At 68.3% G+C, this 24,830-nt stretch carries 23 protein-coding genes; 13 read left to right on the forward strand and 10 right to left on the reverse strand.

Features of this window, described 5'->3' with window-relative positions:
* Positions 1 to 4 precede the first annotated feature (4 nt).
* Both KF871_RS03840 and KF871_RS03845 read right to left on the reverse strand, forming a co-directional pair.
* Entirely contained in the window at positions 5 to 886 is an 882-nt protein-coding gene (locus KF871_RS03840; protein ID WP_291138576.1) for a D-hexose-6-phosphate mutarotase, read from the reverse strand.
* Positions 887 to 936: 50 nt separating this feature from the next.
* Complete coding sequence (locus KF871_RS03845; protein WP_291138577.1) at positions 937 to 2,475, reverse strand: YifB family Mg chelatase-like AAA ATPase; 1,539 nt, start codon at positions 2,473 to 2,475, stop codon at positions 937 to 939.
* A gap of 264 nt (positions 2,476 to 2,739) precedes the next feature.
* On the opposite strand from KF871_RS03845, the gene KF871_RS03850 reads away from it, so the two are divergent.
* The gene (locus KF871_RS03850; protein WP_291138579.1) at positions 2,740 to 4,266 is read left to right on the forward strand and encodes an ADP-ribosyltransferase domain-containing protein; all 1,527 of its coding nucleotides are present in this window, start codon (positions 2,740 to 2,742) and stop codon (positions 4,264 to 4,266) included.
* Positions 4,267 to 4,272: 6 nt separating this feature from the next.
* Complete coding sequence (locus tag KF871_RS03855; RefSeq protein ID WP_291138581.1) at positions 4,273 to 4,728, forward strand: type III secretion system chaperone; 456 nt, start codon at positions 4,273 to 4,275, stop codon at positions 4,726 to 4,728.
* A 73-nt stretch (positions 4,729 to 4,801) separates the two neighbouring features.
* Here KF871_RS03855 and KF871_RS03860 read toward each other — a convergent pair whose 3' ends face one another.
* The gene (locus tag KF871_RS03860; RefSeq protein WP_291138583.1) at positions 4,802 to 5,158 is read right to left on the reverse strand and encodes an ATPase with chaperone activity; all 357 of its coding nucleotides are present in this window, start codon (positions 5,156 to 5,158) and stop codon (positions 4,802 to 4,804) included.
* 323 nt (positions 5,159 to 5,481) lie between these two features.
* Here KF871_RS03860 and KF871_RS03865 point away from each other — a divergent pair, with 323 nt between their 5' ends.
* From KF871_RS03865 to KF871_RS03895, 7 genes are all read left to right on the forward strand, one after another.
* Positions 5,482 to 5,820, forward strand: a complete 339-nt coding sequence (locus tag KF871_RS03865; RefSeq protein WP_070400158.1) for a P-II family nitrogen regulator — start codon at positions 5,482 to 5,484, stop codon at positions 5,818 to 5,820.
* A 35-nt stretch (positions 5,821 to 5,855) separates the two neighbouring features.
* The gene (locus KF871_RS03870) at positions 5,856 to 7,262 is read left to right on the forward strand and encodes an ammonium transporter (protein WP_291138586.1); all 1,407 of its coding nucleotides are present in this window, start codon (positions 5,856 to 5,858) and stop codon (positions 7,260 to 7,262) included.
* A gap of 160 nt (positions 7,263 to 7,422) precedes the next feature.
* On the forward strand, positions 7,423 to 7,662 hold the full coding sequence (locus tag KF871_RS03875; RefSeq protein WP_291138588.1) for a hypothetical protein: 240 nt from the start codon (positions 7,423 to 7,425) through the stop codon (positions 7,660 to 7,662).
* Between the two features lie 93 nt (positions 7,663 to 7,755).
* Positions 7,756 to 8,904, forward strand: coding sequence for a glycolate oxidase subunit GlcE (glcE, locus tag KF871_RS03880; protein WP_291138590.1), 1,149 nt, complete (start codon positions 7,756 to 7,758; stop codon positions 8,902 to 8,904).
* A gap of 1 nt (position 8,905) precedes the next feature.
* The gene (gene glcF / locus KF871_RS03885; RefSeq protein ID WP_291138593.1) at positions 8,906 to 10,138 is read left to right on the forward strand and encodes a glycolate oxidase subunit GlcF; all 1,233 of its coding nucleotides are present in this window, start codon (positions 8,906 to 8,908) and stop codon (positions 10,136 to 10,138) included.
* Positions 10,139 to 10,141: 3 nt separating this feature from the next.
* Complete coding sequence (locus tag KF871_RS03890; RefSeq protein ID WP_291138595.1) at positions 10,142 to 10,498, forward strand: CidA/LrgA family protein; 357 nt, start codon at positions 10,142 to 10,144, stop codon at positions 10,496 to 10,498.
* Positions 10,488 to 11,228 (forward strand): LrgB family protein, encoded by a 741-nt coding sequence (locus tag KF871_RS03895; protein ID WP_291138597.1) that lies wholly within the window; start codon positions 10,488 to 10,490, stop codon positions 11,226 to 11,228. Before KF871_RS03890 ends, KF871_RS03895 begins: the two co-directional genes overlap by 11 nt.
* A gap of 3 nt (positions 11,229 to 11,231) precedes the next feature.
* Here KF871_RS03895 and KF871_RS03900 read toward each other — a convergent pair whose 3' ends face one another.
* On the reverse strand, positions 11,232 to 11,729 hold the full coding sequence (locus KF871_RS03900) for a glutathione peroxidase (protein ID WP_291138599.1): 498 nt from the start codon (positions 11,727 to 11,729) through the stop codon (positions 11,232 to 11,234).
* Positions 11,730 to 11,893: 164 nt separating this feature from the next.
* Here KF871_RS03900 and KF871_RS03905 point away from each other — a divergent pair, with 164 nt between their 5' ends.
* Positions 11,894 to 13,057, forward strand: coding sequence for a hypothetical protein (locus tag KF871_RS03905; protein WP_291138601.1), 1,164 nt, complete (start codon positions 11,894 to 11,896; stop codon positions 13,055 to 13,057).
* A gap of 21 nt (positions 13,058 to 13,078) precedes the next feature.
* Here KF871_RS03905 and lplT read toward each other — a convergent pair whose 3' ends face one another.
* Entirely contained in the window at positions 13,079 to 14,350 is a 1,272-nt protein-coding gene (gene lplT, locus KF871_RS03910; RefSeq protein ID WP_291138602.1) for a lysophospholipid transporter LplT, read from the reverse strand.
* 189 nt (positions 14,351 to 14,539) lie between these two features.
* Here lplT and alr point away from each other — a divergent pair, with 189 nt between their 5' ends.
* Entirely contained in the window at positions 14,540 to 15,652 is a 1,113-nt protein-coding gene (alr, locus tag KF871_RS03915) for an alanine racemase (protein ID WP_291138604.1), read from the forward strand.
* Positions 15,649 to 16,686, forward strand: a complete 1,038-nt coding sequence (locus KF871_RS03920; RefSeq protein WP_291138606.1) for an SLAC1 anion channel family protein — start codon at positions 15,649 to 15,651, stop codon at positions 16,684 to 16,686. The genes alr and KF871_RS03920 overlap by 4 nt, the downstream gene beginning before the upstream one ends.
* On the opposite strand, the gene KF871_RS03925 is transcribed toward KF871_RS03920, so the two are convergent.
* The 4 genes from KF871_RS03925 to KF871_RS03940 form a co-directional block, all read right to left on the reverse strand.
* Positions 16,650 to 18,191 (reverse strand): glycosyltransferase family 39 protein, encoded by a 1,542-nt coding sequence (locus KF871_RS03925; protein ID WP_291138608.1) that lies wholly within the window; start codon positions 18,189 to 18,191, stop codon positions 16,650 to 16,652. The genes KF871_RS03920 and KF871_RS03925 overlap by 37 nt on opposite strands.
* Positions 18,188 to 18,550, reverse strand: coding sequence for an SMR family transporter (locus KF871_RS03930; RefSeq protein ID WP_291138610.1), 363 nt, complete (start codon positions 18,548 to 18,550; stop codon positions 18,188 to 18,190). The genes KF871_RS03925 and KF871_RS03930 overlap by 4 nt, the downstream gene beginning before the upstream one ends.
* Before the next feature lie 5 nt (positions 18,551 to 18,555).
* Positions 18,556 to 20,010: a UbiA family prenyltransferase gene (locus KF871_RS03935; RefSeq protein ID WP_291138612.1), complete on the reverse strand. Its 1,455-nt coding sequence runs from the start codon at positions 20,008 to 20,010 to the stop codon at positions 18,556 to 18,558.
* 69 nt (positions 20,011 to 20,079) lie between these two features.
* Positions 20,080 to 20,733 carry an exopolysaccharide biosynthesis protein gene (locus KF871_RS03940; RefSeq protein WP_291138614.1) on the reverse strand — a complete coding sequence of 218 codons (654 nt, stop codon included), beginning with the start codon at positions 20,731 to 20,733 and terminating at the stop codon, positions 20,080 to 20,082.
* Positions 20,734 to 20,854: 121 nt separating this feature from the next.
* Between KF871_RS03940 and KF871_RS03945 the strand changes: the two genes are divergently transcribed.
* Positions 20,855 to 21,697, forward strand: a complete 843-nt coding sequence (locus KF871_RS03945; RefSeq protein ID WP_291138616.1) for a heme-dependent oxidative N-demethylase subunit alpha family protein — start codon at positions 20,855 to 20,857, stop codon at positions 21,695 to 21,697.
* A gap of 92 nt (positions 21,698 to 21,789) precedes the next feature.
* Here the strand turns inward: KF871_RS03945 and KF871_RS03950 are convergent, their stop codons facing one another.
* On the reverse strand, positions 21,790 to 24,675 hold the full coding sequence (locus KF871_RS03950) for a hypothetical protein (RefSeq protein WP_291138618.1): 2,886 nt from the start codon (positions 24,673 to 24,675) through the stop codon (positions 21,790 to 21,792).
* Positions 24,676 to 24,830 lie beyond the last annotated feature (155 nt).

The following is a 24,830-nucleotide window of genomic DNA, read 5'->3' on the forward strand; positions in this document are numbered from 1 at the left end:
GCCGTCAAAGCGCTTCGGGGGTGATGGCCACCGCCAGCGTGTGCGACGCCCCGGGGGCGAGGGTGATCAGCTCGTCGCCCGCGTTGGCGGTCTCCACGCACACGTAGGCGCGCGAGGCCTCGGCCCCGAGGTCGGCCATGGTGGCGGCCAGTGCGGTGCCCGGGTTCCAGACCACCGCGGTGCGGCTGCCCTGGCTGACCAGGCGCAGGCGCCGCCCGGCCCGGGGGTCTTCGATCGTGAGCGCAGCGGGCACGTTCTGATAGACCCGGTCCACCTGGCCTGCGAAGTGGAGCTCGCCGGTCTGAACGGGCAGGGGTGACGTGGGGCCCGCCACCCTGTCGTCGTAGCGGCAGCCCTCCAGTCCCAGGACCCGCACGGCGGCGACGTCGCTCACCGCGAAGTAGCTGTGCAGCGCCTGGGTCAGGGTCATGGGTGCGCTGCCCGGGTTGTGGGTGCGCAGGGCCAGGCGCAGGCCGGCGCCAATGGTGATCGCCAGCGACAGCGCGAAGGGGTGCGGCCACAGGGCACGGCTGGTCTCGTCGTCCTGCAGATCGAACACCACCGTGGCGTCGCCGTCGGGCGCCTGGGTGGCCTCGCGCAGGGTCCACAGGCGGGTGCGCGCGAAGCCATGGGCCGGGCGGCCCTGGTTGAGCGGGTCGGGCCCGAACCAGGGCCAGCACACCGGCACACCGCCGCGGATGGGGCGCCCGGGCGCGTACTGCGCCAGAGGGCTGGTGAACAAGGTGTCGACGCCGCCCAGCGGTTGGTGACCCAGCACCTGCGCCCCCTGCAGCGAGATCAAAGCCTGCGCCCGTTCGCCGTGCACCCGCACCATGGGCAGGCCGCCGGGGCCGTCGAAGCAATGGACATCGGGTTGGGTTGGCATGTGAGGCGCCGCAGTCGGGATGCGGCGATGGTGGCACAGGCCCGACGACCTCAGCGTGTGCCCAGCACGCGCCGGTATTGCACCGCCTCGGCCATGTCGCTGGCGTGCACCACGTCGCGGTCGGCCAGATCGGCCACGGTGCGGGCCACGCGCAGCGCGCGGTGCATGCCGCGCCCGCTCCAGCCCAGGCGCTGCGCAGCGGTCTGCAGGTAGCGCAGGGCGGCGGGTTCGGCGCCCATGTGTGCGTCGAGTGCGCTGCCGTGCAAGGCCTGGTTCGGCACGCCCTGGCGCTGCAGGGCCCGCGTGCGGGCCAGCGCCACACGCGCGCGCACCACCGTGCTGGACTCGCCCGGTGTGCCGCTGAGCACGGCGTCGGCGGCTTGTGCCGGTACCTCGACTTGCAAGTCGATGCGGTCGAGCAGCGGGCCACTGACGCGGCCTTGGTAGCGCGCCACCTGGTCTGGCGTGCAGCGGCAGGCGCGCACCGGGTGGCCCAGCCAGCCGCAGGGGCAGGGGTTCATGGCCGTCACCAGCTGAAAGCGGGCCGGAAACTCGCTTTGTTGGGCCGCGCGCGAGACGCGGATGCGGCCCGTCTCCAGCGGCTCACGCAGGGCCTCCAGGGCGTGGCGTGGAAATTCGGGCAGCTCGTCGAGAAACAGCACACCCTGGTGAGCCAGCGAAATCTCGCCGGGGCGCGGTGGCGACCCCCCGCCCACCAGGGCCACGGCCGAGGCGCTGTGGTGCGGCGCGCAGAACGGGCGCTCGCCCCAGTGCGCTGCGTCGAAACGGCCGACCAGCGAGGCCAGGGCAGCGGCTTCGAGCGCCTCGTGGGTGGCCAACGGCGGCAACAGGCCGGGCAGGCGCTGCGCCAGCATGGACTTGCCCGAGCCGGGCGGGCCCACCATGAGCAGGCTGTGCCCGCCAGCGGCGGCAATCTCCAGCGCGCGGCGTGCGGCGATCTGCCCGCGCACATCGGCCAGATCGGGGCCGGCCGCACGGGCGGTGGGGGGCACGGCCTGCAGCGCGGTCCAGCCCGCGTCGTCGCCCTCGCTGCGGTGTTCGCGCCGGTGGTGGGCCACCACGTCGATGAGGTGGCGCGCCCGCACCACGTTCACACCGGGCACCAGGGCGGCTTCCTCGGCACTGCCGGGCGGCAGCACCAGGGTGGTGGTGCGCTCCCCTGGCGGTGCGCTTTGGGCGACGCCGAGCGCCATCGCCAGTGCGCCGCGGATGGGGCGCAGCTCGCCACCGAGCGAGAGCTCGCCCGCAAACACGGTGTCGGCCAGGGCCTCGGCGTCGATCTGCCCGCTGGCGGCCAGGATGCCGAGCGCAATCGGCAGGTCAAAGCGCCCAGAGTCCTTGGGCAGGTCGGCTGGCGCCAGGCTGACGGTGATGCGCTGGCTGGAGGGAAATTCGAGCCCGCTGTGGGCAATGGCCGCTCGCACCCGCTCGCGCGCCTCCTTGACCTCGGTGTCGGCCAGGCCGACCAGCGTGACGCTGGGCAGGCCGTTGGCCAGATGCACCTCCACACTCACCGCCCGCGCCTGCAGCCCCTGCAGCGCGCGGCTATGCACCCGCGCCAATGCCATGTGTTCTCCCTGAGTCGGGGGCGCTGCGCTTCCCGTCACGCGCAATGCCCAGGGCGGGCGATTGTGGGTGTGGGCGGGGTTGCAAACGGGTGGGGGTGTCGGTGCCGGCACCAGCCGACCGGTCAGCGACGTTTTGGGACCGCCGTTCGGTATCACCGAATTCTGATGCGTCCCGGGAACTCGGCGATTTGCCTTGGTTACCCATGCCCGTACCAGGGAGTCGCTTTGTGCAGCGCGAGCGCGCCGCACCCACAGGGCCGCCACATGACGCCGTTTACCGTTGCTCAAAACAAGCTTGAGCGCCTTCAGTCGCAATTGCTGTCCCACGACCCTGGGATGCAGGTGTCGATGAGTGATGGATTGCTGGTGGTCCGAGACCCCCAGCGTTCTGACCGGCAGGTCGATGAACAGGAACTTCGAACGTATTTGCGCGCCCTGAGCAGCGAGCTGGCCGCATGCCTGGACGATTTTCTGTTGGTGAGCAACGCGCGCGGCCCGATGGATCTGATGGCTGGACTGGGCGACGGCCCTGTCACTGTGGACAAGTTGAGCAGGGCGTTGGACGTCGCACATTTCCGATTGGGCCAGACCGCCCACCGGCGAGCAGTCCATCCACCCACCGATGATTCCAAGGTGCTCGTCAATGAAAGCGCACCGGAGAAAATCGAGGCCAAGGCGGTGGGTACCGAGGCCATCGACAGCGTGAAGACCTTGAAAAGCGAAGTGGAAAGCGCCTGGGAGCTGAAGAAGAAGGGGCTTGGGCTTTTCGACAGTCACGAGGTTTTGTCAGCACCTTCGAGCGAGTGGGCGCTGCGTACGTTGAAGGTCAAGGCAGTACCTCGGGTTGCTGCAACGGCGTCGCAAGGACGCGTGGCCAAGCGCAAGGCACTGCAGGCAATGTTGGCCAACGTCGCCGATCTCGTTGGCCATGAGGTGCTGGCCAACAAAGCAAGGCGGAATCACCCGATGCACATGGGTTTGGTGGACGCGCTTCAAGCGTTTGCAAAGCTGGGGCACGATGGAAAACCCGTCAGCCCTGCGAAGTTCATTCTTGCTGCCCAAGAAGTGCTGGAACAGGCGGGTCGACCCACCGACCCACGGACGCTCCGTATCGCAGCGGAAGGCGCCGGCCCGGACTCAGTGGGTGGATACCAGAAGGTACAAGTTACCCACCTGTACCGTGTGCTGTTCGAGACCGAATGCGATGAGCCCCCACCTGCTCACCATGCGTTCATTGCCTTGATGAAGCGGTTGTTGCCCGACCTGAAAGGCCTTTTCAGAAGGCGTCTGGTTCAAGAGGCCATCAAGACGTGGGGCCTCACTCCAGAAGAGGTGCTGGCCGTCTGGGTTTACAGCAGTGAGTACGAGGCGTTGAACCGCTCTTGCCGCACTGGAGAGTTCGTTGTTGGCGCCAAAGAGACCATAGACCAACTGGTCCTTGCCCTGCCCAAGCTTCGCGAACCCATCACCAAAGAGCTGTACAGAGGGGTGGGTCTCAAAAACATGCCTACCTCGGTGATACGGCAACTGACCACCATTGGCAGTGTGTTTGCGGATCCTGCCCCCATGTCCACCAGCTATGACCCCGAACGCGCCTATCGGGACGACCTGAGAATTTTCATTCGTCCATGCGAATCGTCGCGAGGCAGTTCGATCGTGCCGCTGGCGCATTTCGTTGGGGAGAGCGAGATCCTCTTTCCCCCCTACACCCGATTCCTGGTTGTGGATGCCCGCAAGAATGCCAACGACCAATGGGAGAGCGTGACCTTGGTTGAACTGCCGGACAAGTAGGTTGCCATGGACGCCTCCACGATGAGCCTTGTGATCGATGACTTGCGCGGCGTCGCCGAGGGTGGCATCGACATTCGCAACGATGGGGATGGCGGCTTCTCGCTGTTGTTCGACGGTATGGAGATTCTCAGGGCCGACTGGGCAGATGCCCCGGCGCGCCTGGTGACCACCTTCGAGCTCGGGAAGGTGGTGCCCAGCCGAAAGATCCTGGTGTACGAAGCGATGCTGACCTACAACCTGCTGTGGCAAGAAACCGGCGGTGCGCGCCTGGCCATGGCAGGGCCCGATGGCCAGGTCATGCTTGTCCACGAGATGCCCGCTGAGCAGATGACGGCGAGCGATCTGAGTGCCGCGCTGGCCCGGCTGTGCCAGGTGGGCGGCGCGTGGCGGAGGTTTGTGATTGACGCTGCGCCGCCAGAGCCTGTGCAGGCGCTGAGCTGGCCACCATCGGACAAGGCCTGACTTCACGCAACCGAAGCCTTGGCGATGGGCCTGAATTGGCGTCGGCTTGCCGAATGGCCGGTCCGGGTCAGTGTCAGTGCGGGCCTGCCAGCGCGCGCACCGCATCGCTCAGGTGATCGCTCCACCCCAGCAATTCCGCCAGACGGCCCACCACCCAGCCGGCTTCCTGCGGGTTGGGCAGGACATCTGCCGCGCCACCTTCGGCCACCGCCTGCAGGCTGACCAGCATCTTGTCGAGCACGTCGGCTTCGGTGATGCCCAGCTGAAACTGCACCTGCTGCGCGCGTTCCACCAGGCTCTGGGCCAGGTCCTCGCAGACTTCGTGACGCCGGGCGATGTCGGCGGCCTCGTGGGCGCGCGGGTGTCTGCCGGGGGCCACGTGCAGGGCAATGAAGGCGGCGGGAACGTGGATCTGGCTGTCGTCGGACATGGCGTGAACGGGGTTGAGCGCGGGTGTCTGGCCGGTGCGTGGCGCGCAACGCCGATTGCACCACGGCGAACAAGGACCCACTGGGCGCCATGCTGGTGCAGCCTGATGACACGGGCTTGTCCATGTTCGGCGACCGTTCGTCGCCATTCGCACCGACACGATGCGTTGAAGCACAAAGTTGGTGCAGCGTTTTGCGATCCAGCCCCGATTCGGACCGCCGGGCCTCGATCTGGTGCCATCGCGGCGTCCGTCGGGAATGACACAACTTGGCACACAAGCTGCTAATCCCGTTGCCGGATCAACCAACCCCTGGAGGGATCGTCGTGAAAATGGTTTCAGCCGTCATCAAGCCGTTCAAGCTGGACGAAGTGCGCGAGGCACTGTCTGGCGTGGGCGTGCAGGGCATCACCGTCACCGAGGTCAAGGGCTTCGGTCGCCAGAAGGGCCACACCGAGCTCTATCGCGGCGCCGAGTACGTCGTCGACTTCCTGCCCAAGGTCAAGATCGAAGCCGCCGTGGCCGACGACCTGGTCGAGCGCGTCATCGAAGCCATTGAGGGCGCAGCCCGCACCGGCAAGATCGGCGACGGCAAGATCTTCGTGTCGCCCCTGGAGCAGGTGGTTCGCATTCGCACCGGCGAGACCGGCAACGAAGCGATCTGAGCCGCCACCCCCGAACCTCAACCGAGACCTAAGAAATGAAGAAATTCCTGGCTTCCCTGTTGCTGGGCCTGGGCCTGGCGATCGGCGGTGGCGCAGCCATCGCACAGACGACCACCGAAGCGCCTGCAGCGGCCACCGCGCCCGCTGCCGAAGCGCCCGCTGCCGCGGCTGCCGAAGCACCTGCTGCCGCTGAAGCGGCCGTTCCCGCACCCACCGTCGACAAGGGCGACGTCACCTGGATGATGATCTCCACCATCCTGGTGCTGCTCATGGTCGTGCCCGGCCTGGCGCTGTTCTACGGCGGTCTGGTCCGCAGCAAGAACATGCTGTCCGTGCTGATGCAGGTGATGGTGGTGTTCTCGCTGATCACCGTGCTGTGGGCCATCTATGGCTACAGCCTGGCGTTCGGCGGCGAAGGCCTGATCATCGGCGGTCTGGACAAGGTGTTCCTGCTGGGCGTCACGCCCGACTCGCTGGCCGACACCTTCACCGACAACGTGAAGATCCCCGAGTACATCTTCATTGCCTTCCAGTGCACCTTCGCGGGCATCACCTGCGCGCTGATCGTGGGCTCGTTCGCCGAGCGCATCAAGTTCGGCGCCGTGCTGCTGTTCTGCGCCCTGTGGTTCACCTTCAGCTACATCCCGATCGCTCACATGGTGTGGGGTGCCGGCGGCTACCTGCTCGACAAGGGCGCGCTGGACTTCGCGGGCGGTACCGTGGTGCACATCAACGCCGGTGTGGCCGGTCTGGTGGGTGCTTACGTCATCGGCAAGCGCATTGGCTACGGCAAGGAATCGATGGCACCGCACAGCCTGACGCTGACCATGGTCGGTGCCTCGCTGCTGTGGGTGGGCTGGTTCGGCTTCAACGCCGGCTCCAACCTGGAAGCCAACGGCTTCGTGGGTCTGCCCTTCATCAACACGCTGCTGGCCACCGCCGCTGCCGTGCTGGCCTGGTGCATCGGTGAAGCGCTGGGCAAGGGCAAAGCTTCCATGCTGGGTGGCGCCTCGGGTGCCGTGGCTGGCCTGGTGGCCATCACCCCGGCTTGCGGCTCGGTCGGCCCCATGGGCGCCATCGTGCTGGGTCTGATCGCCGGCTTCCTCTGCCTGTGGGGCGTGAGCGGCCTGAAGAAGATCCTGGGCGCGGACGACTCGCTCGACGTGTTCGGCGTGCATGGCATCGGCGGTATCGTCGGCGCCATCCTGGTGGGCGTGTTCGGTGCTCCCAGCCTGGGCGGCACCGGTGGCGAAGACTTCTCCATCGCCAGCCAGGTCGTGATCCAGGCCGAAGGCGTGCTGATCACCCTGGTGTGGTCCGGCGTCGTGGCCTTCATTTGCTACAAGATCGTCGACATGATCATGGGTCTGCGTGTGACCGAGGAAGCCGAGCGCGAAGGCCTCGACATCACCTCGCACGGCGAGACCGCCTACAACCGCTGATCTCCTCCAGGGTTGCATCCCGTCTGCAGGCGGGATGGCACACAGCCCCCTGGCCCGCGGCCCGCAAGGACCGCGGGCTTTTTTGTGCCTGAACACCCCCCGGGGCTTGGGTCGAAGGGGCTGCCTAGGATCGTGGCCCTGTCACACCTGGGAGCTCCCGATGCAACGCACCGCCGCCCTGTCCACTCTGGCCGCCCTGTCCATGCTGATCGCTACGTCCTCGCTCGCCGCCGGCGCGGCCCCGCCCGCCGATGGTGCGCCCACGCGCAAGCTGCCGAGCAAGGTCACCTTCCACAAGGCGCCATCGGAAGAGTCGCCCGCGGCGCGCGAGAAGCGCCTCAAGCGCGAGTGCAAAGGCCGGCCCAATGCCGGTGCCTGCCTGGGCTTTGCCTCGCCCTGAGCGGACACTGGCACTGTTTCGGCCAAGGGGTTTGCACGCCCGCGTGCAAAAAATTCAAGGGCAGCCGCCAGGGTGGCGACTACCATCGCCGCCATGTCAGCCGCGACCCCCATCCCCGAGACCGATCAGCCCGACCACCTCATCGAGCAGGTTCGCGCGGCCGCCGCCGATCACCGCCGCCTGCGCATCCGGGGCGGTGGCAGCAAGGATTTCCTGGCCGGTGAGGCCGACGCGGTGGGCGTCGCGCCGCTGTCCACGCAGGATTGGCGCGGCATTCTCAGCCACGAGCCCAGCGAGCTGGTGATTACTGCGCGCGCCGGCACACCGCTGGCCGAGCTCGAAGCGGCCCTGGCCGCCCATGGCCAGTGCCTGCCGTTCGAGCCGCCGCACTTTGGCGCAGGTGCCACCGTGGGCGGCATGGTGGCCGCGGGCCTTGCCGGGCCGGCGCGCGCCAGCGTCGGCGGCGTGCGCGACTACGTGCTCGGTGCGCGCCTGGTCAATGGCCGCGGCGAGCTGCTCACCTTTGGCGGCCAGGTCATGAAGAACGTGGCCGGCTACGACGTCAGCCGCGCCCTGGCGGGCAGCTGGGGTCTGCTGGGCATCGTGGCCGAGGTGAGCCTGAAGGTGCTGCCCACGGCACCGGCCGAGGCCACGTTGCACTTTCCGCTGGGCCAGCGCGATGCGCTGGAACTGCTGCACCAATGGGGCGGTCAGCCGCTGCCCTTGAACGCGTCGTGCTGGGTGCGCGACACCACGCAGCCCGGCGAGCCCGAACTGCTGTTTGTTCGCCTGCGCGGCGCCATCGCCGCTGTCGAGGCCGCTTGCGAGCGCATGCAGCGCGAAGCCGGCGGCACCCGCATGGACAACGCCCAGGCCGGCCCCGACTGGGTGGACGCCGGCGAGCAGCGGCTGCCTTTCTTCACCCAGGCGCCATCGGCCGGGCACGGCTTGTGGCGCCTGTCGCTGCCACAGACATCCGCACCGTTGTTGCCTGCCTGGCCGCAACTCATCGAATGGCACGGCGCGCAGCGCTGGCTCTGGGCGCCACTGAGCGCCGCCGACGAGATTCGCGCGGCCGTGCGCAGCGCAGGCGGGCACGCCCAACTGTTTCGTGCACCTGCGGCGGGTGCTGGCGGCGTGCGCCGCTTCGACGTCCCCGAGCCCGCTGTGGCGACCATCATGCGGCACCTGCGCGAAGCCTTCGATCCGCACGGCGTCTTTGTCGGCCCCGACCTCTTCTGACATGCAGACCCAGCTCGCCTCCGAATACCAGCACAGTGCCGAAGGCCGCGAGGCCGAGGCCATCCTGCGCAAATGCGTGCACTGCGGCTTCTGCACCGCAACCTGCCCGACCTACCAGCTGCTGGGCGACGAGCTCGATGGCCCGCGCGGGCGCATTTACCTCATCAAACAGGTGCTGGAAGGCGCCACGCCCACGCGCAAGACGCAGCAACACCTGGACCGCTGCCTCACCTGCCGCAATTGCGAGAGCACCTGCCCCAGTGGTGTGCAGTACGGCCATCTGGTCGACATCGGCCGCGCGGTGGTCGACGCCAAGGTGCCACGGCCCGCACCCGAGCGGGCTGTGCGCTGGCTGCTCAAGGAGGGCCTGAACTCGCCACTGTTCGCGCCCGCGATGAAGCTGGGTCAGACCATGCGGGGTTGGCTGCCCGCCACTCTCAAGGCCAAGGTGCCCGAGGCGCGGCCGGCGGGTGCCTGGCCCACGCGAAGCCACGCACGCAAGGTGCTGATGCTGGCCGGCTGCGTGCAGCCCGCCATGGCGCCGAACATCAATAGCGCCACCGCGCGCGTGCTCGACGCGGCCGGCATCCAGACCGTTGTGGCCCCCGAGGCCGGCTGCTGTGGCGCGGTCAAGTTCCACCTCAACGACCAAGCCGGTGGCCTGGCGCAGATGCGCGCCAACATCGATGCCTGGTGGCCCCATGTGCAGCAGGGCGCCGAGGCCATCGTCATGAACGCCTCGGGCTGCGGTGTCAGCGTCAAGGAGTACGGCCACCTGCTGCGCGACGACCCGGCTTACGCAGAGAAGGCCGCGCGCATCAGTGCACTCACGCGCGACCTGTCCGAGCTGCTGCCCGAGCTGGTGCCGCTGCTCAAGCCCAGGCTTGCGCACGCACCTGATGAGCAACGCGTGGTGGCGTTTCACCCGCCGTGCACCTTGCAGCACGGCCAGCAGCTCAAGGGCGGGGTCGAGCGTTGGCTGGGTGAACTCGGCTTCACGCTGCAGGTGGCCCGCAACGAATCGCACCTGTGCTGCGGATCGGCCGGCACTTACTCGGTGCTCAACCCCGAACTGGCCACCACGCTGCGTGACCGCAAGCTCGACCGCCTGGGCGAGCTGCAACCGGCCGTGATTGCCAGCGCCAACATCGGTTGCATCACGCATTTGCAGAGCGGTACCGACACACCGGTGCGGCACTGGGTCGAGCTGCTCGACGACGCTCTGCGCGCCTGAGCCATGGTGCCCGCGCTGGCCACGCTGCTGCTGTTCCAGTTGCTGGGCGAAGTGGCGGTGCGCCTCAGCGGCGCGCCGCTCCCAGGTCCGGTCGTCGGCCTGGCCCTGCTCTTGTTGCTGCTGGCGGTGCGGCCCGGGGCATTGGGCGCCATCAAACCCACGGCCCAGGGCCTGCTGCAACACCTCTCGCTGCTGTTCGTGCCAGCCGGTGTGGGCGTGATGCAGCACCTGCAGCGCCTGGGCGAAGAGGCCCTGGCCATTGGCGTGGCGCTGGTGGTGAGCACCCTGGTCGGGCTGGCGGTGGCGGCCTGGACCATGCTGGCCCTCATGCGTTGGCAGGGACGACGCGATGGCCGCTGACGCACCCCAGCGCCTCGCCGACATCTGGGTCTACCTGGCGGCCACGCCGCTGCTGGGGCTGACCATCACACTGCTGGTCTACCACGGCGCCTTCCTGATCTACCGCCGCAGCGGCTTTCACCCCCTGGCCAACCCGGTGCCCATCGCGGTGGCGGTGCTGGCCACGCTGCTGTGGGCCACCGGCACGCCGTACCCTGTGTACTTCGAAGGCGCGCAGTTCGTGCACTTTCTGCTGGGGCCGGCCACGGTGGCGCTGGCGGTGCCGCTGTTCGAGCAACTGCACCGCTTGCGCCAACTGGCCTTGCCGCTGCTGGGTGCGCTGGCCGCGGGCATCGTGGCCACCACCGTGTGTGCCATCGGCCTGGGTTGGGCGCTGGGCGCGTCCAGGGCCACGCTGGCCTCGCTCGCGCCCAAGTCGGTGACCATGCCGGTCGCCATGGGCATCGCCGAAAAAATCCAGGGCCTGCCCTCGCTGACGGCGGTGCTGGTCATGGCCACCGGCGTGTTCGGTGCGGTCAGTGCGCGCTACCTGTTCAATGCGCTGCGCATCACCGACCCGGCGGTGCGTGGCTTTGCGCTCGGCACCATCGCGCACGGCATCGGCACCGCGCGCGCGTTTCAGGTGAGCGAAGAGATGGGCGCCTTCGCCGGTCTGGCCATGGGCCTGAGCGCGCTGTTCAGCGCGCTGGTGCTGCCGGCGCTGGCGGGGTGGCTGCTGTCCTTGGGCTGAAGTTCAAGCCGCCAGCGCCGCCTCGATGTCGCCCTTGAGCTTCTCAGGTGCGTCCTGCGGCGCGTAGCGCATGATCACCTGTCCGTCCTTGCCGACCAGAAACTTGGTGAAGTTCCACTTGATGGCCTTGCTGCCGAGCAGGCCCGGCGCTTCGGCGGTGAGCCAGCGATAGAGCGGGTGGGCGTCACCGCCGTTGACGTCGATCTTGGCCATCATCGGGAAGCTCACCCCGTAGTTGAGCTGGCAGAAGCTGGCGATCTCTTCGTTGCTGCCCGGGTCCTGGGCGCCGAACTGGTTGCAGGGGAAACCCAGCACCGCGAGGCCTTTGGCGCCATAGGTCTCGTGCAGCTTCTCCAGCCCGGCGAACTGGGGCGTGAAGCCGCAGGCGCTGGCGGTGTTGACGATCAGCAGCACCTGGCCGCGGTAGTCGGCCAGGGGCACGGTCTTGCCCTGGGTGTTCAGGGCGTCGAAGTCGTAGACGCTGGGTGTGGGGCTGGGCATGGGGTTTCCTCGGGGGATGAATGGGGCGCATATGTCCGGTAAGCGACAAAATCTTCACACAAGCCAGACTGCGCCGCGCCGATATCCCCCAAAAGCGGCGGCGCACGCGATACTGCGCGTCGTTTCATAAGGTAACTACCAACAAACCGACGGGCGGGCAGGCGATGGGGGCTGCGTACACCGTGGCGCTCGTGGGTTTTTCCCAGAGCGAGAGCGCCACTTTCGAATCATTTTTCAGGCTGGCCGCGCGCCGACCTCCGGCCTATCAGGTGCAGGAGGAGGTGCTCGACGCCCAGGTCCTGATCGTCAACGCGGACAACGCGCAAGCCATGCTGCTGGTGCGCGGCGCGCGCCTGCCTGGGCGCATCCTGCTGGTGGGCGGACACGACGGCGGCACCGGCTGGCCGCTGCAGCCCAAGCCGATCCGCCTGGTCTCCTTGCTGGGCGCACTGGATTCGGTGGTCGGTCTGCGCACCGCGCGCGCCACCGCGGCGGCGCCGTCGCCGGCCTTTGCACCGACCGAACCTTTCAAGGCCTCGCAGCTGCACGGGCTGGACGCAAGCATGCGCCTGGCCAGTGGCAAAGCGCGCGCACCGGCGGCCACGCCCATGGCGCCCGCCGGTGGCAAACGGCGCCGTTTTGCCGACACCGATTTCCCGCCCACCCGGCCCATGACGCGCGAAGAGGCGCAGGCGCTGGATGCGGCGGCCGCACGCCGCGCCGAAGCGACCAAGGCACCCGCTGCGCTCACGCCGGCTGTGGCCAGACCCAAGACGGTCAGCATCCCCCTGCGCGGTGGCGCCACCGACTTCGCCGACCTGGAAGACCTGCTCAACGTGGCGCCGCCGGCCCCACGCGCGCGCAACACGCGTGCGCCCAACACCCGCACCGCCAAGGGCGGCACGGTGCCCGACGCCCCGCGTGGCGACGCCTTGCTGGTGGGCCAAAGCCTGGTCGAGGGCCGCATCCTGCTCAAGCGCTTTCGCAAGTACGAACTCGCCATCGACTGGTGCCGCGACCCCTCACAGGCGCAGGCCATGCTGGACGCGCACCCCTACCGCCTGGTGGTGATCGATCGTCTGGGCGGCGCGCCCGATGCGTTCAGCATCTGCCGCAGCGCCAAGCAGAGCAAGAACGGTACGCGTGCGCCAGTGGTCATTCTGTTCGCGCCGAGCGCGGGCAGCATGGACCGCATGAAGGCCGGCCTGGCCGGCGCCGACGCCTACCTGTCGCGCTCGGTGAGCGAGGCCGACCTCTACAAGGTGCTGGCGCACCACCACCTGGTCAACCTCAACGGCTTTGCGCCGACCGACGTCGGCAGCTTCTGAGCGCGTCGATCGCCTGCGCGATCAGCCGTGCAGGTCGTCGCGGCGGGCGATCTCCAGCAGCCGCTCCAGCTCGTGTGGGTGATCGCGCAGGTTGCGCTTGTGCCAGGCGCCGATGGCCATCATGCAGGCGGCCACCAGCAGACCGAAGATGGTGATCGCCGCAAAGGCCGACAAGCCCATGCCGGTGCTGAAACTGTAGAGCGCACCCAGCGCCAGGATGCAGGCCTGCTCGTTGAAGTTCTGCACGGCGATGGAGCGACCGGCGCCCATCAGGTTGTGACCGCGGTGCTGCAGCAAGGCGTTCATCGGCACCACCAGAAACCCGCCCAACGCGCCCAGCAGCACCAGGAAGGGCGCGGCCACCCAGACGTTGGTGATGAAGTTCATCAGCACCACGAGCACGCCCATGGCCACGCCCAGCGGAATGACGCGTGTGGCCTGGTCCAGCCGCATGCGCATGGACGCCACCACCGCGCCCACGGCGGTGCCCAGGGCCACCACGCCCACCAGGGCAGAGGCCTGCGTGGTCGTGTAGCCCAGCGCGGCCGAGGCCCAGGCCAGCACGATGTAGCGCAGGTTGCCGCTCACGCCCCAGAACAGCGTGGTGGTGGACAGCGAGATCTCACCCAGACGGTCGCGCCACAGGCGCAGGTTGCAGGTCCAGAAGTCGGGCAGCAGCACCAGCGGGTTGCGCGGCATGGGCCGCGGCGTCACGCCGGTGTGGGGAATGCGCAGGTTGAAGCCCGCCGCCAGCGCGTACACCAGCACCAGCATGCCGATGGCGACCTCGGCCGCGGTGTCGATGCCGGGCAGGTGCAGGCCCATCAGCCACGGCGCGATCACCGGTCCCACCAGCTGACCCCCCAGCAGCACGCCCAGAATGATCGACGCGATGGTGAGGCCTTCGATCCAGCCATTGGCCTTGACCAGTTGGGACGGTGGCAGCAGCTCGGTAAGGATGCCGTACTTGGCCGGCGAATACGCCGCCGCACCCAGGCCCACCAGGGTGTAGGCCAGCAGCGGGTGCACGCCCACCAGCATCAGCACGCAGCCGACCACCTTGATGGCGTTGCTGATGAACATGACATTGCCCTTGGGCCGGGCGTCGGCGAAGGCGCCCACAAACGGCGCCAGCAGCACGTAGAACAGCGCGAACATGGGCACCAATGCAGCGGCCTGCCAGCTCGGGGCGTGGTGCTGGCGCAGCAGCTCGATCGCGGCGACAAACAGGGCGTTGTCGGCCAGCGAGCTGAAGAACTGCGCCGTCATGATGGTGTAGAAGCCGCGCTTCATGGCGATGAATCCTCTTGCCAGGCGGCCTGGGCGTGGCGCCGTGACGGCTGGTGCCACTCCCCTTTTGTGCGACAGTGCTGGCTTGCCTCCAGTCGGGTGGCGCGGGTTATAGCACGGGCGTTCGACACCATCGGGTGTATGCCGGCCCGTTGCTCGGTCACCGCGCCCCGGGTTGACATATCTCACGCCATGCCCCGTCCCATCCTTGCCACCGTGCACACCGGCGCCTTGCGCCACAACCTGCAGATCGCGCGCGAGCGCGCACCCGATTCGAGAGTGTGGGTGGTGGTCAAGGCCAACGCCTACGGCCATGGCATCGAGCGCGCCTTCGAGGGCCTGCGTGCGGCCGACGGCTTCGCCTTGCTCGATCTCAACGAGGCCGAGCGTGTGCGCGCGCTGGGTTGGCGCGGGCCCATCCTGCTGCTCGAGGGTGTGTTCGAGCCGCGCGATCTGGAGCTGTGCTCGCGCCTGGGCCTGTGGCACGTCGTGCATTGCAGCGAGCAGATCGACTGGTTGGCCGCGCACAAGACGCAGCCGCCGCACAAGGTCTTTCTCAAGCTCAACAGCGGCATGAACCGCCTGGGCTTCAAACCGCAGGCCTATCGTGCCGCCTGGGCCAGGCTCGACGCCCTGACGCAGGTCGACGAGATCGGGCTCGTCACCCACTTCAGCGACGCCGACGGCGCGCGCGGCATTGCGCACCAGGTCGCGGCCTTCGAGCTGGCCTGCGCCGACCTGCCGGGCGAGCGCACCCTGTGCAACAGTGCCGCTATCCTGCGCCACGCGAGCAAGCCACTGCAGGGCGCGAGCAACCTCGCTGCCGACTGGGTGCGCGAGGGCATTGCGCTCTACGGTGGCGCGCCCGACCATCCCGAGCACCGGGCGGAGCACTGGGGCCTGCAACCCGCCATGAGCCTGCGAACGAAGGTCATTGGCACCCAGGACCTGCACGCCGGCGACACCGTGGGCTATGGCTCCACCTTCACCGCCGACGCGCCGATGCGGGTTGGCGTGATCGCCTGCGGCTACGCCGACGGCTACCCGCGCCACGCCCCCACTGGCACACCGGTGCTGGTGGACGGTGTGCGCACGCGCACCGTGGGGCGCGTCAGCATGGACATGATCACCGTCGATCTCACGCCACTGCCGCAGGCCGGCATCGGCAGCGAAGTCGTGTTGTGGGGACGCTCAAACCATGGTGCTGTGCTGACCGCCGATGAGGTGGCGCAGTCGGCCGGCACCATTTCCTATGAGCTGCTGTGCGCGGTGGCACCCCGCGTGCCTTTCGAGGTGAGCGAATGAATACGAACAATGCGGCCGCGCTGCGCCACCTGGGGCCGGCCTGGTTCTCCATCGTCATGGGCTTGTGTGGTTTGTCCCTGGCCTGGCACCGCGCTGCGCAGCAGCTGGGCGAATGGGCGCACGCACTGGCCTGGGTCAGTGGGGGCCTGGCGCTGCTGGTCTTCGTGCTGCTGGCGCTTGGCAGCGTGTGGCGCTGGATGGCCTTTCGCGACGCGGTGCGCGAGGACCTGCAGCACCCGGTGCGCCACGCCTTCTTTGCGGCGGTGCCAGTGTCGGTGCTGTTGCTGGCCACGGTGGGGCTTGCCATGGGTGGTCCGCGCGATGCCTGGCACGCCCTGTGGTGGGTCGGCAGCGTGGCACAGGTGGGTGTCACGGCCTGGGTGCTGGGCCGCTGGCTGTCGGCTGGCAAGGGTGGGGCCGGTGCGTTGTGGCCTGGCGTGACGCCGGTGCTGCTCATTCCCATCGTGGGCAACGTGGTGGTGCCGTTGGCCGGTGTGGCGCTGGGCCACCCGCTGTGGTCGGCCGCGCAACTGGGTATCGGCCTGTTCTTCTGGCCGATCGTGGTCGCGCTGGTGCTGGCGCGCCGCATCGCGCATTCGCCCTTGCCCGATCGTTTGCTGCCGGCCTGGGTGATCCTGCTGGCGCCGCCGTCGGTGATCGCGCTGGCGGGCATGCAGTTGCAACTGCCACCGGCGATGGGCGTGATGCTGTGGGGCGTGGCCGCTTTCAGCGCGCTGTGGTTGCTGCCGCTGGTGCCCCGCATGCGCTCGCAGGCCTTTGGTCTGCCGTGGTGGGCGTTTTCCTTCCCGCTGGCGGCATTCGCCACGCTCACCGGCCGACTCGCCGAGCGCGCACCCGACGCGCCGGTGCTTCAGTGGCTGGCCTGGCTGCTGCTGGCCGTCGCCACGCTGGTCATCGCGGGCTTGTCGCTGGCCACGCTGCGGGGCCTGTGGCGTGGCGAGTTGCTGGTGCCCGAGCCCGTGCCGGGCGCGCCCGCTCAGGGCCTGCCCGGCGAGCAGGCGGCAAAGCCGTAGCGTTCGCAGAACGGGTTGCCCAGGATGGGCAGCCAGCGCGGGATGGCGTGAAAGTCGCGAGCGATGGCGGCCAACACCTGCTCGCGGTAAGGCGCGTACTTGAAGCCCTCGCCATCCACCAGCCAGAACTGCGCGCCATCGACCTCGAAAGGGTGCTTGCTCACGTGCTCGAAAAAGGGCGCGTAGGCCGCCAGGTCGGGCTCGTCGTAGTGAAAGATCCGGATCGGTCGACCGTCGTAGGTGCGGAAGTCGATGATCTGGTCGTCCTGTCGCGCGTGGTGACGGCCCGGGCCAAACACCGGGATGTAGGTGCCGGCGCGAAACGCCAGCATGGCGGCCGGGTTGTAGGCCTGCGCCATCAAGGTGGCGCCTTCGGGCAGGCTGTCGCGCAGGCCGGCCACCACGGCTGCGTTTTCGCGCAGGAACACCACGCGCTCATGCAGACGCGTGTGGGCCCACCAGCTCATGGGGGCAATGGCCAGCATCAGCACCCCCACCAGATGCGGCAGCGACAAGGCCGTGGTGTAGACCAGCAGGCGGCGCAGCGGTCGCACGTCGGTGCGCAAACCCGCCCACACCACGAACACCGGCACGAAACCCAGCACCCAGTGCAGGCCGATCGTGCGGCGCGTGGCGATGAGGGCGAAGACCAGCAGCGGGAACAGCCACAGCACCGCCAGCGTGAGCCGGGTGCTGGCGCTGACCTCGGCGGGTGGGCGCGAGCGCGCCGCCCGCCACACCCACCAGGGCGTGAGCAGGTACAGCGCCATGCCGACGTAGGTGGCAAAGGTCTTGAACGACCAGGCTGCGGTCTCGTTGCGGTTGAAGACGTTGAACATCACGTGGCTCCAGCCGTGCGTGGCGTTCAGGTACAGGTTGCCCAGGATGGCCGGCAGCGCCGTGGCAAAGATCAGCAACGGCGCCTGCCAACGCTCGCGCCGCCAGCCCCAGGCGTGGGCCGCGTAGGCAAAGCCCAGCAGCGCCGCGAAGTACTTGCCGAAGAAGGCGGCGCCCAGCAGCGCGCCGCACAGCAGGTACCAGCCGGTGCCTCTTTCGCTGGTGTCGGCGCGCACATAGGCCCAGAACGACAAGGCCATGAAGAGGATCAGCGGCGTGTCGGTGGTCACCAGCACGAACATCCAGCTCCAGGGCATGGCCAGGTAGATGGCGCCGGCCAGCCAGGCCTGGGCCTCGCGCTCGGGCGGCAGCAGGCGGCTGAGCAAGTCGACCACCAAGAGCGCGATGGTGCTGGTGACCAGCAGGGTCACGCTGCGCAGCACGATGGGCGCGTCGCTGATGCTGTGCAGCAGCGCCAGCAGCCAGCCCACCAGCGGCGGGTGATCGGAGTAATGCCAGGCGAGGTGAACGCCCCACTGGAAGAAGAAGGCCTCATCGCCACTGAACGGGAACACCCACGCCAGCACCAGCTTGATGACCAGCGTGAGCGCGAACGCGAGCCAGAACAGCCCGCGCGCGGCCGCAATCGAGGTGGGGTCGGCTTTCATGTGCGCGCGTCGAGCGCCAGCAGCGTCACGCCGATCACGATGAGCGTGCAGCCTGCCACGCGCGCCCAGGAGAAGGGCTCACCGAGCCAGAGCACGCCCAGCAGCATGGTGACCACAAAGCCCAGGCTGACCAGCGGATAGGCCAGCGACACATCCAGTCGCGACAGCACCCACAACCAGAGCACGGCGCTGGCGCCGTAGCAGAACAGGCCCAGCCACACCATGGGGCTGGTGAAGGCGTGCACGTAGGTGCCGGCCACGTCGGCGCCGCCCGCGCCAAGGCCGCGCTTCATGGCCAGTTGCGCCGCCGACGACAGCAACACACACACCAGCGCCAGGGACAGGGCAACGGCTTTCATGGCAATCAGACTCCGATGGTGGCCAACAGGCCGATGCCGATCATGACGGCCACGGTGACCCAGCTGAACGGGTCCTTGAGGGCGAAGGCCAGCGGGTCGTCACCGTGCAACTCGCGCCGCCCCGTCTTGAGCCAGATGCGCATGACCCACAGCAGCAGCACCGGCGAGGCCGCCCACAGCAGGTCGGGCTGCGCGTACAGCGAGCGGCTGTTGGGCGAGTCGATGTAGAGCGCGAGCACCAGCACCGCCATGAAGCCGCTGGACATGCCCATGGCGCGCAGCGAGGGCAGGTCGCTGGGTTGGTAACCGCGCCCGGGCGCCAGACCCTGATCGGCGGCCACGGCTTCTTCGAGCTCCGCGCAGCGCTTGACCAGCGCCAGGCTGAGGAACAGGAAGATCGAGATCGCCAGCAGCCAGTTGGACAGATCGACCCCGGTTGCCAGGGCGCCTGCGCCAATGCGCAGGGTGTACAGCGTGGCCAGCAGCAACACGTCGAACAGTGCGATGCGCTTCCAGCGCAACGAGTAGCCCAGCGTGAGCACGGTGTAGAGCAGCAGCATGGCGGCAAACGGCCAGCCCACCCAGACCGCCAGTGCGAAGGCGACCACGATCATCGCCACGCCCAGCGGCACCGCGGTGGCAATCGACACCGTGCCCGCGGCCAGCGGCCGAAAGCGCTTGGTGCGGTGCACGCGGTCGCTGGGCAGGTCGATCAGGTCGTTGACCAGGTAGGTGGCCGAGGCGCACAGCCCGAACGCCAGAAACGCCAGGATGGCCTGCAGCCACAACTGCGGGCTGAGCGAATGGGCGGCCAGCAGCGGCAGAAAGATCAGCCCGTTCTTGGACCATTGCTTGATGCGGATGGCGCGCAGCAGCGTCTTGAGCGACAGCGGTGCCTGCTCGAAGTGCTTCGCCACCGCTTGCGACGCGCTCAGACGCTGCAGCACGCTGCGGGGCGCGTTGACGGCAATCGCTTCGTGGCAACCCGCCCACACCGCCAGATCGTCGGCGCTGTTGCCCGCATAGGCCCACTCGGCGTGACCGTTGGCCCGGGCGTGGGCGGCAATCGCTTCGCGCTTGGCTTCGCGGCTGAGGTTGTGTTCGCCGTCGTGGGTGCCGATGACGTCACTGAAAACGCCCAGGTGGTCGGCCACGCGCTGGCCAATGCGCGCATCGGCCGCGCTGGCCAGCACCAGGGTGCGCCCGCGCGCGTGCTCGGCGCGCAGAAAGTCGATGAAGTCCGTGCGCCAGGGCAGGGCGGCCGGGTCGGGTGTCACGGCGTCGGCCAGTGCGCGCTTGAAGCCGGCCTTGCCTCGCGGCAGCCAGCCAATCATGCGCAGCAGGTTCACCGGATGCTGCCGGATGAACAGCATCACCGATTCGTGCAAGGTGTCCGATGGCGTCAACGTGCCGTCGAGGTCCACGTAGAGGGGGCGATCGTCCTGGGCGTGTGGCGTCATGGGGCGATGGGGCGTGAGGGCTCGGGTGATTCTAGGTGCCCCCCGTGACGCGCCGCGCCCGCGCGCTGTTCAGCCCGTCATCCAGGCCCACCCCCGCATGCCCAGATCGATCGCCAGATGACCGAAGGCCACGGTGTACGCCAGTGCGCCGGCGCCGCTGGCGCCCGCGGCAAGCAAGGCCAGGCCATCGCGGAACATCCACCCCAGACCCAGCAGCACCAGGCTCATGGCTGGCAGCACGTTGCCAAAGGGCAGCGGCAGAAAAATGATGGCCGCCATCAGCGCGATCCATGCGCCCCACCAGATGCGCGTTCGCTCGTGCCGCCACACCGTCCAGCGCGGGCGCAGCCAGCGGTTGGCGCGGCGGTAGATCCAGGCCAGACCATGCAGGCTGCGCGCCGTCCAGCGCGAATTGAGGCTCAGACGGCCAAGTGCGCCGGGCAGCTCGACCGCCTCGCGCCCGCGTGCCCACGACCAGCCCAGCGCTGCAATGAAGAAGCTCACGAACCAACCGGCCCCGCCCACCGGGATGAGCGTGAACAGCGACAACAGCATCACCAGCACCGGCAGCGAGCCATCGCCGTGCAGACGCAGCAAATCCGCCAGCGACAGGCGCAACGCGCGGGTGTCGGTGCCGGTGTCGTTGTCGGTGATGGGCGCACGCGCCTGCCGCTCGAAATGGATGGCGGCGCGGCGCAGGCGGCGGGCGATGCTCAGGCTCATGGCGGCGACATGGTGTGACCTGTACATGACCCTTTGACGACAGTCGCGGTTCCCGGGCGGCCTGTTGCCGTGCGGGCAGATTGGCCCCACGGCCAGACCCCCTTCGCCCGACGATGCGCCCATGGAGGTACTCACGCCCGCCGCCGACATGCCCTGGACCGTGGCCAGCCCGTTTCGCATGCAGCCGGGCCTGGGGCGCCTGCCCGACACGCCGACGCTGTTTCGTCGTGACGCCATGGCACACGGCTATGCGCAGGCCAAACGCGAGGTGCTGGCGCAAGCCGATCACGGCCCGGTGGGGCAAACCGACGACGCGGTGCTGCAGGCTATCGCCGACGCCTACCACCGCGAAACCGACGTGACCCTGGCCGCCACCGTGGCGGGCCTCACGCAAGGCATGCAGGAGGACTTCGTGGTGCTGGCCGATGGCCCCGACGGGTTTCGCACACGCTTGCTGTCGGTATGCTTTCCGTCCAGCTGGGTGCCGGCCGACAAGCTCGGCCTGGACTTTGCGGCCATCCACGCGCCGGTGGCCGACAACACACTGTTGTTGTCGGCCGCGCGCGGCATCATGGACATGGCGTTTCGCCAGGCGCCCATGGTGCGCCACGTGTGGCTGCTCTCGCCCGATGCGCAGCTGTCGCAGCACCCGGCGCGCGCGCGCCGCCCGTGGTCCTCGTTGGTGGCGGACGCTGGCGAGCATGGCCGACTCATCGACCTGTGCTGCCTGCGGGTTGAGCGCCAGACCACCTTGCCACTGCCTGCGTTGGGCGTGGGCGTGTTCTTCATCCGCGTGATGGTGGCGCCGCTGGCGGCGGTGTTGGCGCTGGATGCAGGGCGCGCTGCGCAGTTGCACGCGGCGATCGCGTCCATGAGCGATGCGGTGCTGAACTACCGCGGCATGGCGGGGGTGCGGGAGCGTCTGCTGTGCGAACTGGCGCAACTGGCGCTTATGCAGGGCTGAGGCGGTCCGAGGCGGTAGTGGTCAGGACGCGGTGGTGCTGTCGTCGATGGGGAGCCATCGTTGATTCATTCAGGCAAGCCGGCCTTGGGCGCTCATTGGGGTTGCGCAGGCAGCACATACCTGCAGATGTCCCACTCATCTGACGTCACTTCGCGATCGAGCGTGTCGCACAGCTTGATCGAACTCTCAAGCCGATCCGCCTGCCGGCGCAGGCTTTTGGAGTCGACGGGCTCACCTTGCTGTTTGAGCCCATCCAGCGCCGCATTCGCGGAGTGGCGGGCCGCTTGCAACTGTTCACGCAGCGCCTTCTGGGTCGTCGGCTTCGGATCGGGAAGTCGCGCGATGAACTCGCGCAGCATGCCGATCAGGCCGTTGGCCCTTTGTCGCCCGTCGGTTTGTCGGTTGAGCCACGCCAATGCGCGCTCTGGTGTGGCCAAGGTGTTGGGCGAGCGCTTGACCACATGGTTCACGGCCGCCCGCGACTTGGTGCGCAAGAAGGTGGCGCCGCTTTCGCTCAGTTGGCGCACCAGGCTCTTCGATCGCGGGCGACTGCCCGGTGCCGGCGCATCGTCGGCGGGTGACTGGGTGCGCTTGCCCCATTTGGCGCCCTCGGCCTTGATGCCGGCGTTAAGGGCCGCCAGTGCCTTGGCGCCCTTGGCCGCGGCATCAAGGTCCGTTTGATTCATGGAGGTCGCCGCCTGAGCGGCCGGCGGCCCAAGCCATGCGGGTTCGGCCAGCAGCTCCAGCAGGTAGGGCGCGACTTGCGGCGCCAGCAGTCCGTCTCTGGAATTGGGATCCAGTCGAACCTGGCCATCGCCTTCGGCCACCACCGCTGCCTGCAGCGCGTACAGCTCGGCGCTGCCGATGCCGCTGGCGCCAAGGGTGCCTCGCAGGTCGTTTAGAACCTCGCGCAGCGCTTGCCAGTCCTCCGCACTGATCGATTCGATCAGTGATGAATCCTGGCGGATTGCGCTGCGCAACACCGTGGTCAAGGTGTGCCAACGATGATGGTCGTTCTGGGGAATGGTCTGGTCCAGCGCCGTTGTCACTTGCAAGGCCGTCTGCATCACATCCTTGCCATCCACGTACTGCAGCCGATCCTCGTCGTAGTACTTGCCGCCATAGATGCCCACCAGGTCGGTGCGCAGACGCTGGTGGTACTCACCCAGCGACGCAAAGCCGGTTGTTTTGAGCAAATTGGGGTCGGGCTTGCCGGCTTGCGCCGCAAGCGCCTTGGCCACCTGCGCTTCGGTTTGGTAGACCGACGTGCCCGGATGCTGCTGGCGGTAAAGCAGGGCACGGCCGAGGTGCTCGGCAGCGAGAAACTCGTTGTCCTTGAGCTTGTCGAGCGTGAGGTAGCGGGCCACGGCGGCGGCCTGACCGCCTTCTTTGTTGAGCTTCGTCCGCAGATCCGCCAATTTTTGCGCCCAGGCATCGGCCTTGCCATTGGCCAGGGCGTCGTACAGAGCCTCGATGCCTTCGGCCCCGAAGCTTTGGACGAAGGCCAGACCGGCGGCCTGGCGGGCCTTGACGGGGTCTTTGAAGGCAAATTTGTTCTTGGCCACGCGCGCCGCCACCGTGGCCAGAAAGCCGCCGAAGAGCGTGGCACCGACCACCGCGGCCGGTGCGGCGATGGCCCCGGTGACGGTGACCGCCGCCGCAATGCCCAGCACCGTGCCCACGCCCGCGTTGACCAGGCCGGCCGACCCCTTGCCCATGCGCACCTGGGCCTGGTTGGTGGCGCCGTGCTGCAGCCGCTGCGCGCGCGCCATGGCTTTTTGCTGAGCGCCGGCCAGGTACTGACAGCGCTGCACCTCTGGGGCGTGGTGCTCTCGAAGTGCCTGGCGCAGCGCGCCGGCGTGTGCGCCCAGGTCGATGGCGCGGATCTTGGCGGCGGAGGCGGCCGCCAGCTCGCCCTTGGCGTCCTTGATGTCGACGCCCGAGATGTACAGCGTCAAGGCGGAAGACACCACACCCAGGCCGAGCGAAGTGGCGGCCAGGTTGGCCACCTCCAGCGTGGTGGCCAGAGCGGTCGCGCCCGAGGCCATGCCCACGGCCGTCCACGGCGCCAGCAAGGCGACGTCGCGGTCCCACTTGAGGGCCTTGCCCATCTCGTCGGTGAACGGGTTGGCGATGCGCTCGAGCACCTTGGGCTCGAAGGCGCGAACATTGGCCTTGCATTGGTCGAAATGTTGCTGGGCCGCATCCAGGGCTTCTTCGCTGATGCCTTCGGTGCTTTGCGCCTTCTGCAGCGCATGCTGCGCATCCAGGGCTTTCTGTTCGAGCCGCACCTTGACCTGCTTGCGGCTGATGCCTTCGTCCATGTACCCCTCGAGGTCCTTCACACGGGATCGCAGTGCCTGGGCCGCTTCTTGGTGCCCGGGCGCATCGCCCAAGGCATCGATCTCGACCTGCAGCTTGACGATTTCCTCGGCGTAGCTGCGCAGACCTTCACGCGCCTGGGCCATCAGGGGGCGCTGGGCCGGGGGGTAGAAAGCGGTCTCGAACGCGCCCACGAAGCCCTGCAGCGCCTTGATGTTGGCACTGGCCAGCGCGGTGAGTTCCGCGTCGGGCTCGGTGCCAGCGGCCGTCGCATCGGACCTCAGTTGGGCAAGCAACTGCTCCTGCTGGCACACCAGTCGAAACGCCAGCAGGTAGTCGGCCTTGGACTTGTTCTTGTCCACCTGGGTGGCGTACATGTGAAAGAGGCTGCTCACCGTGATGGCCACCGCCGAACCAAAGGCCAGAAAACCGCCGATGTGCGGGTCCATGCCGCCCAGGCGGGTGAACATGGCCGCGCTCCAGCCGCCATACAGGGCGGATTTGGTGGGCGCGGTGAGGCCATTGAAATGACGCATCGCTGCGTGCAAGGCCAGCTCCTGGGCTGTGGCATCTTTGGGCAAGCCAATTCCGCCCAGGGGTGCATGCCGGGGTTGGATGCGCAGCTCCAGCGGCGGCGCAACGGGGTCGGCGATCACCTCGGGATCAAGGTCGCGCCAATGAATGGATGCACTGGGCGGGACGTCCGGCCGGGGGTCGTGCGGGCTCAGGCGGATGGCTTCAGGTGACGACTCGCTGGACGACGTGTCGATATGCGCCGAGGGGGGCCACTTCGGGTCGGGGCTCGCCGACA

The organism is Hydrogenophaga sp. (genome assembly GCF_019635465.1).
In the GTDB taxonomy this organism is placed as follows: Bacteria; Pseudomonadota; Gammaproteobacteria; order Burkholderiales; family Burkholderiaceae_C; genus Hydrogenophaga.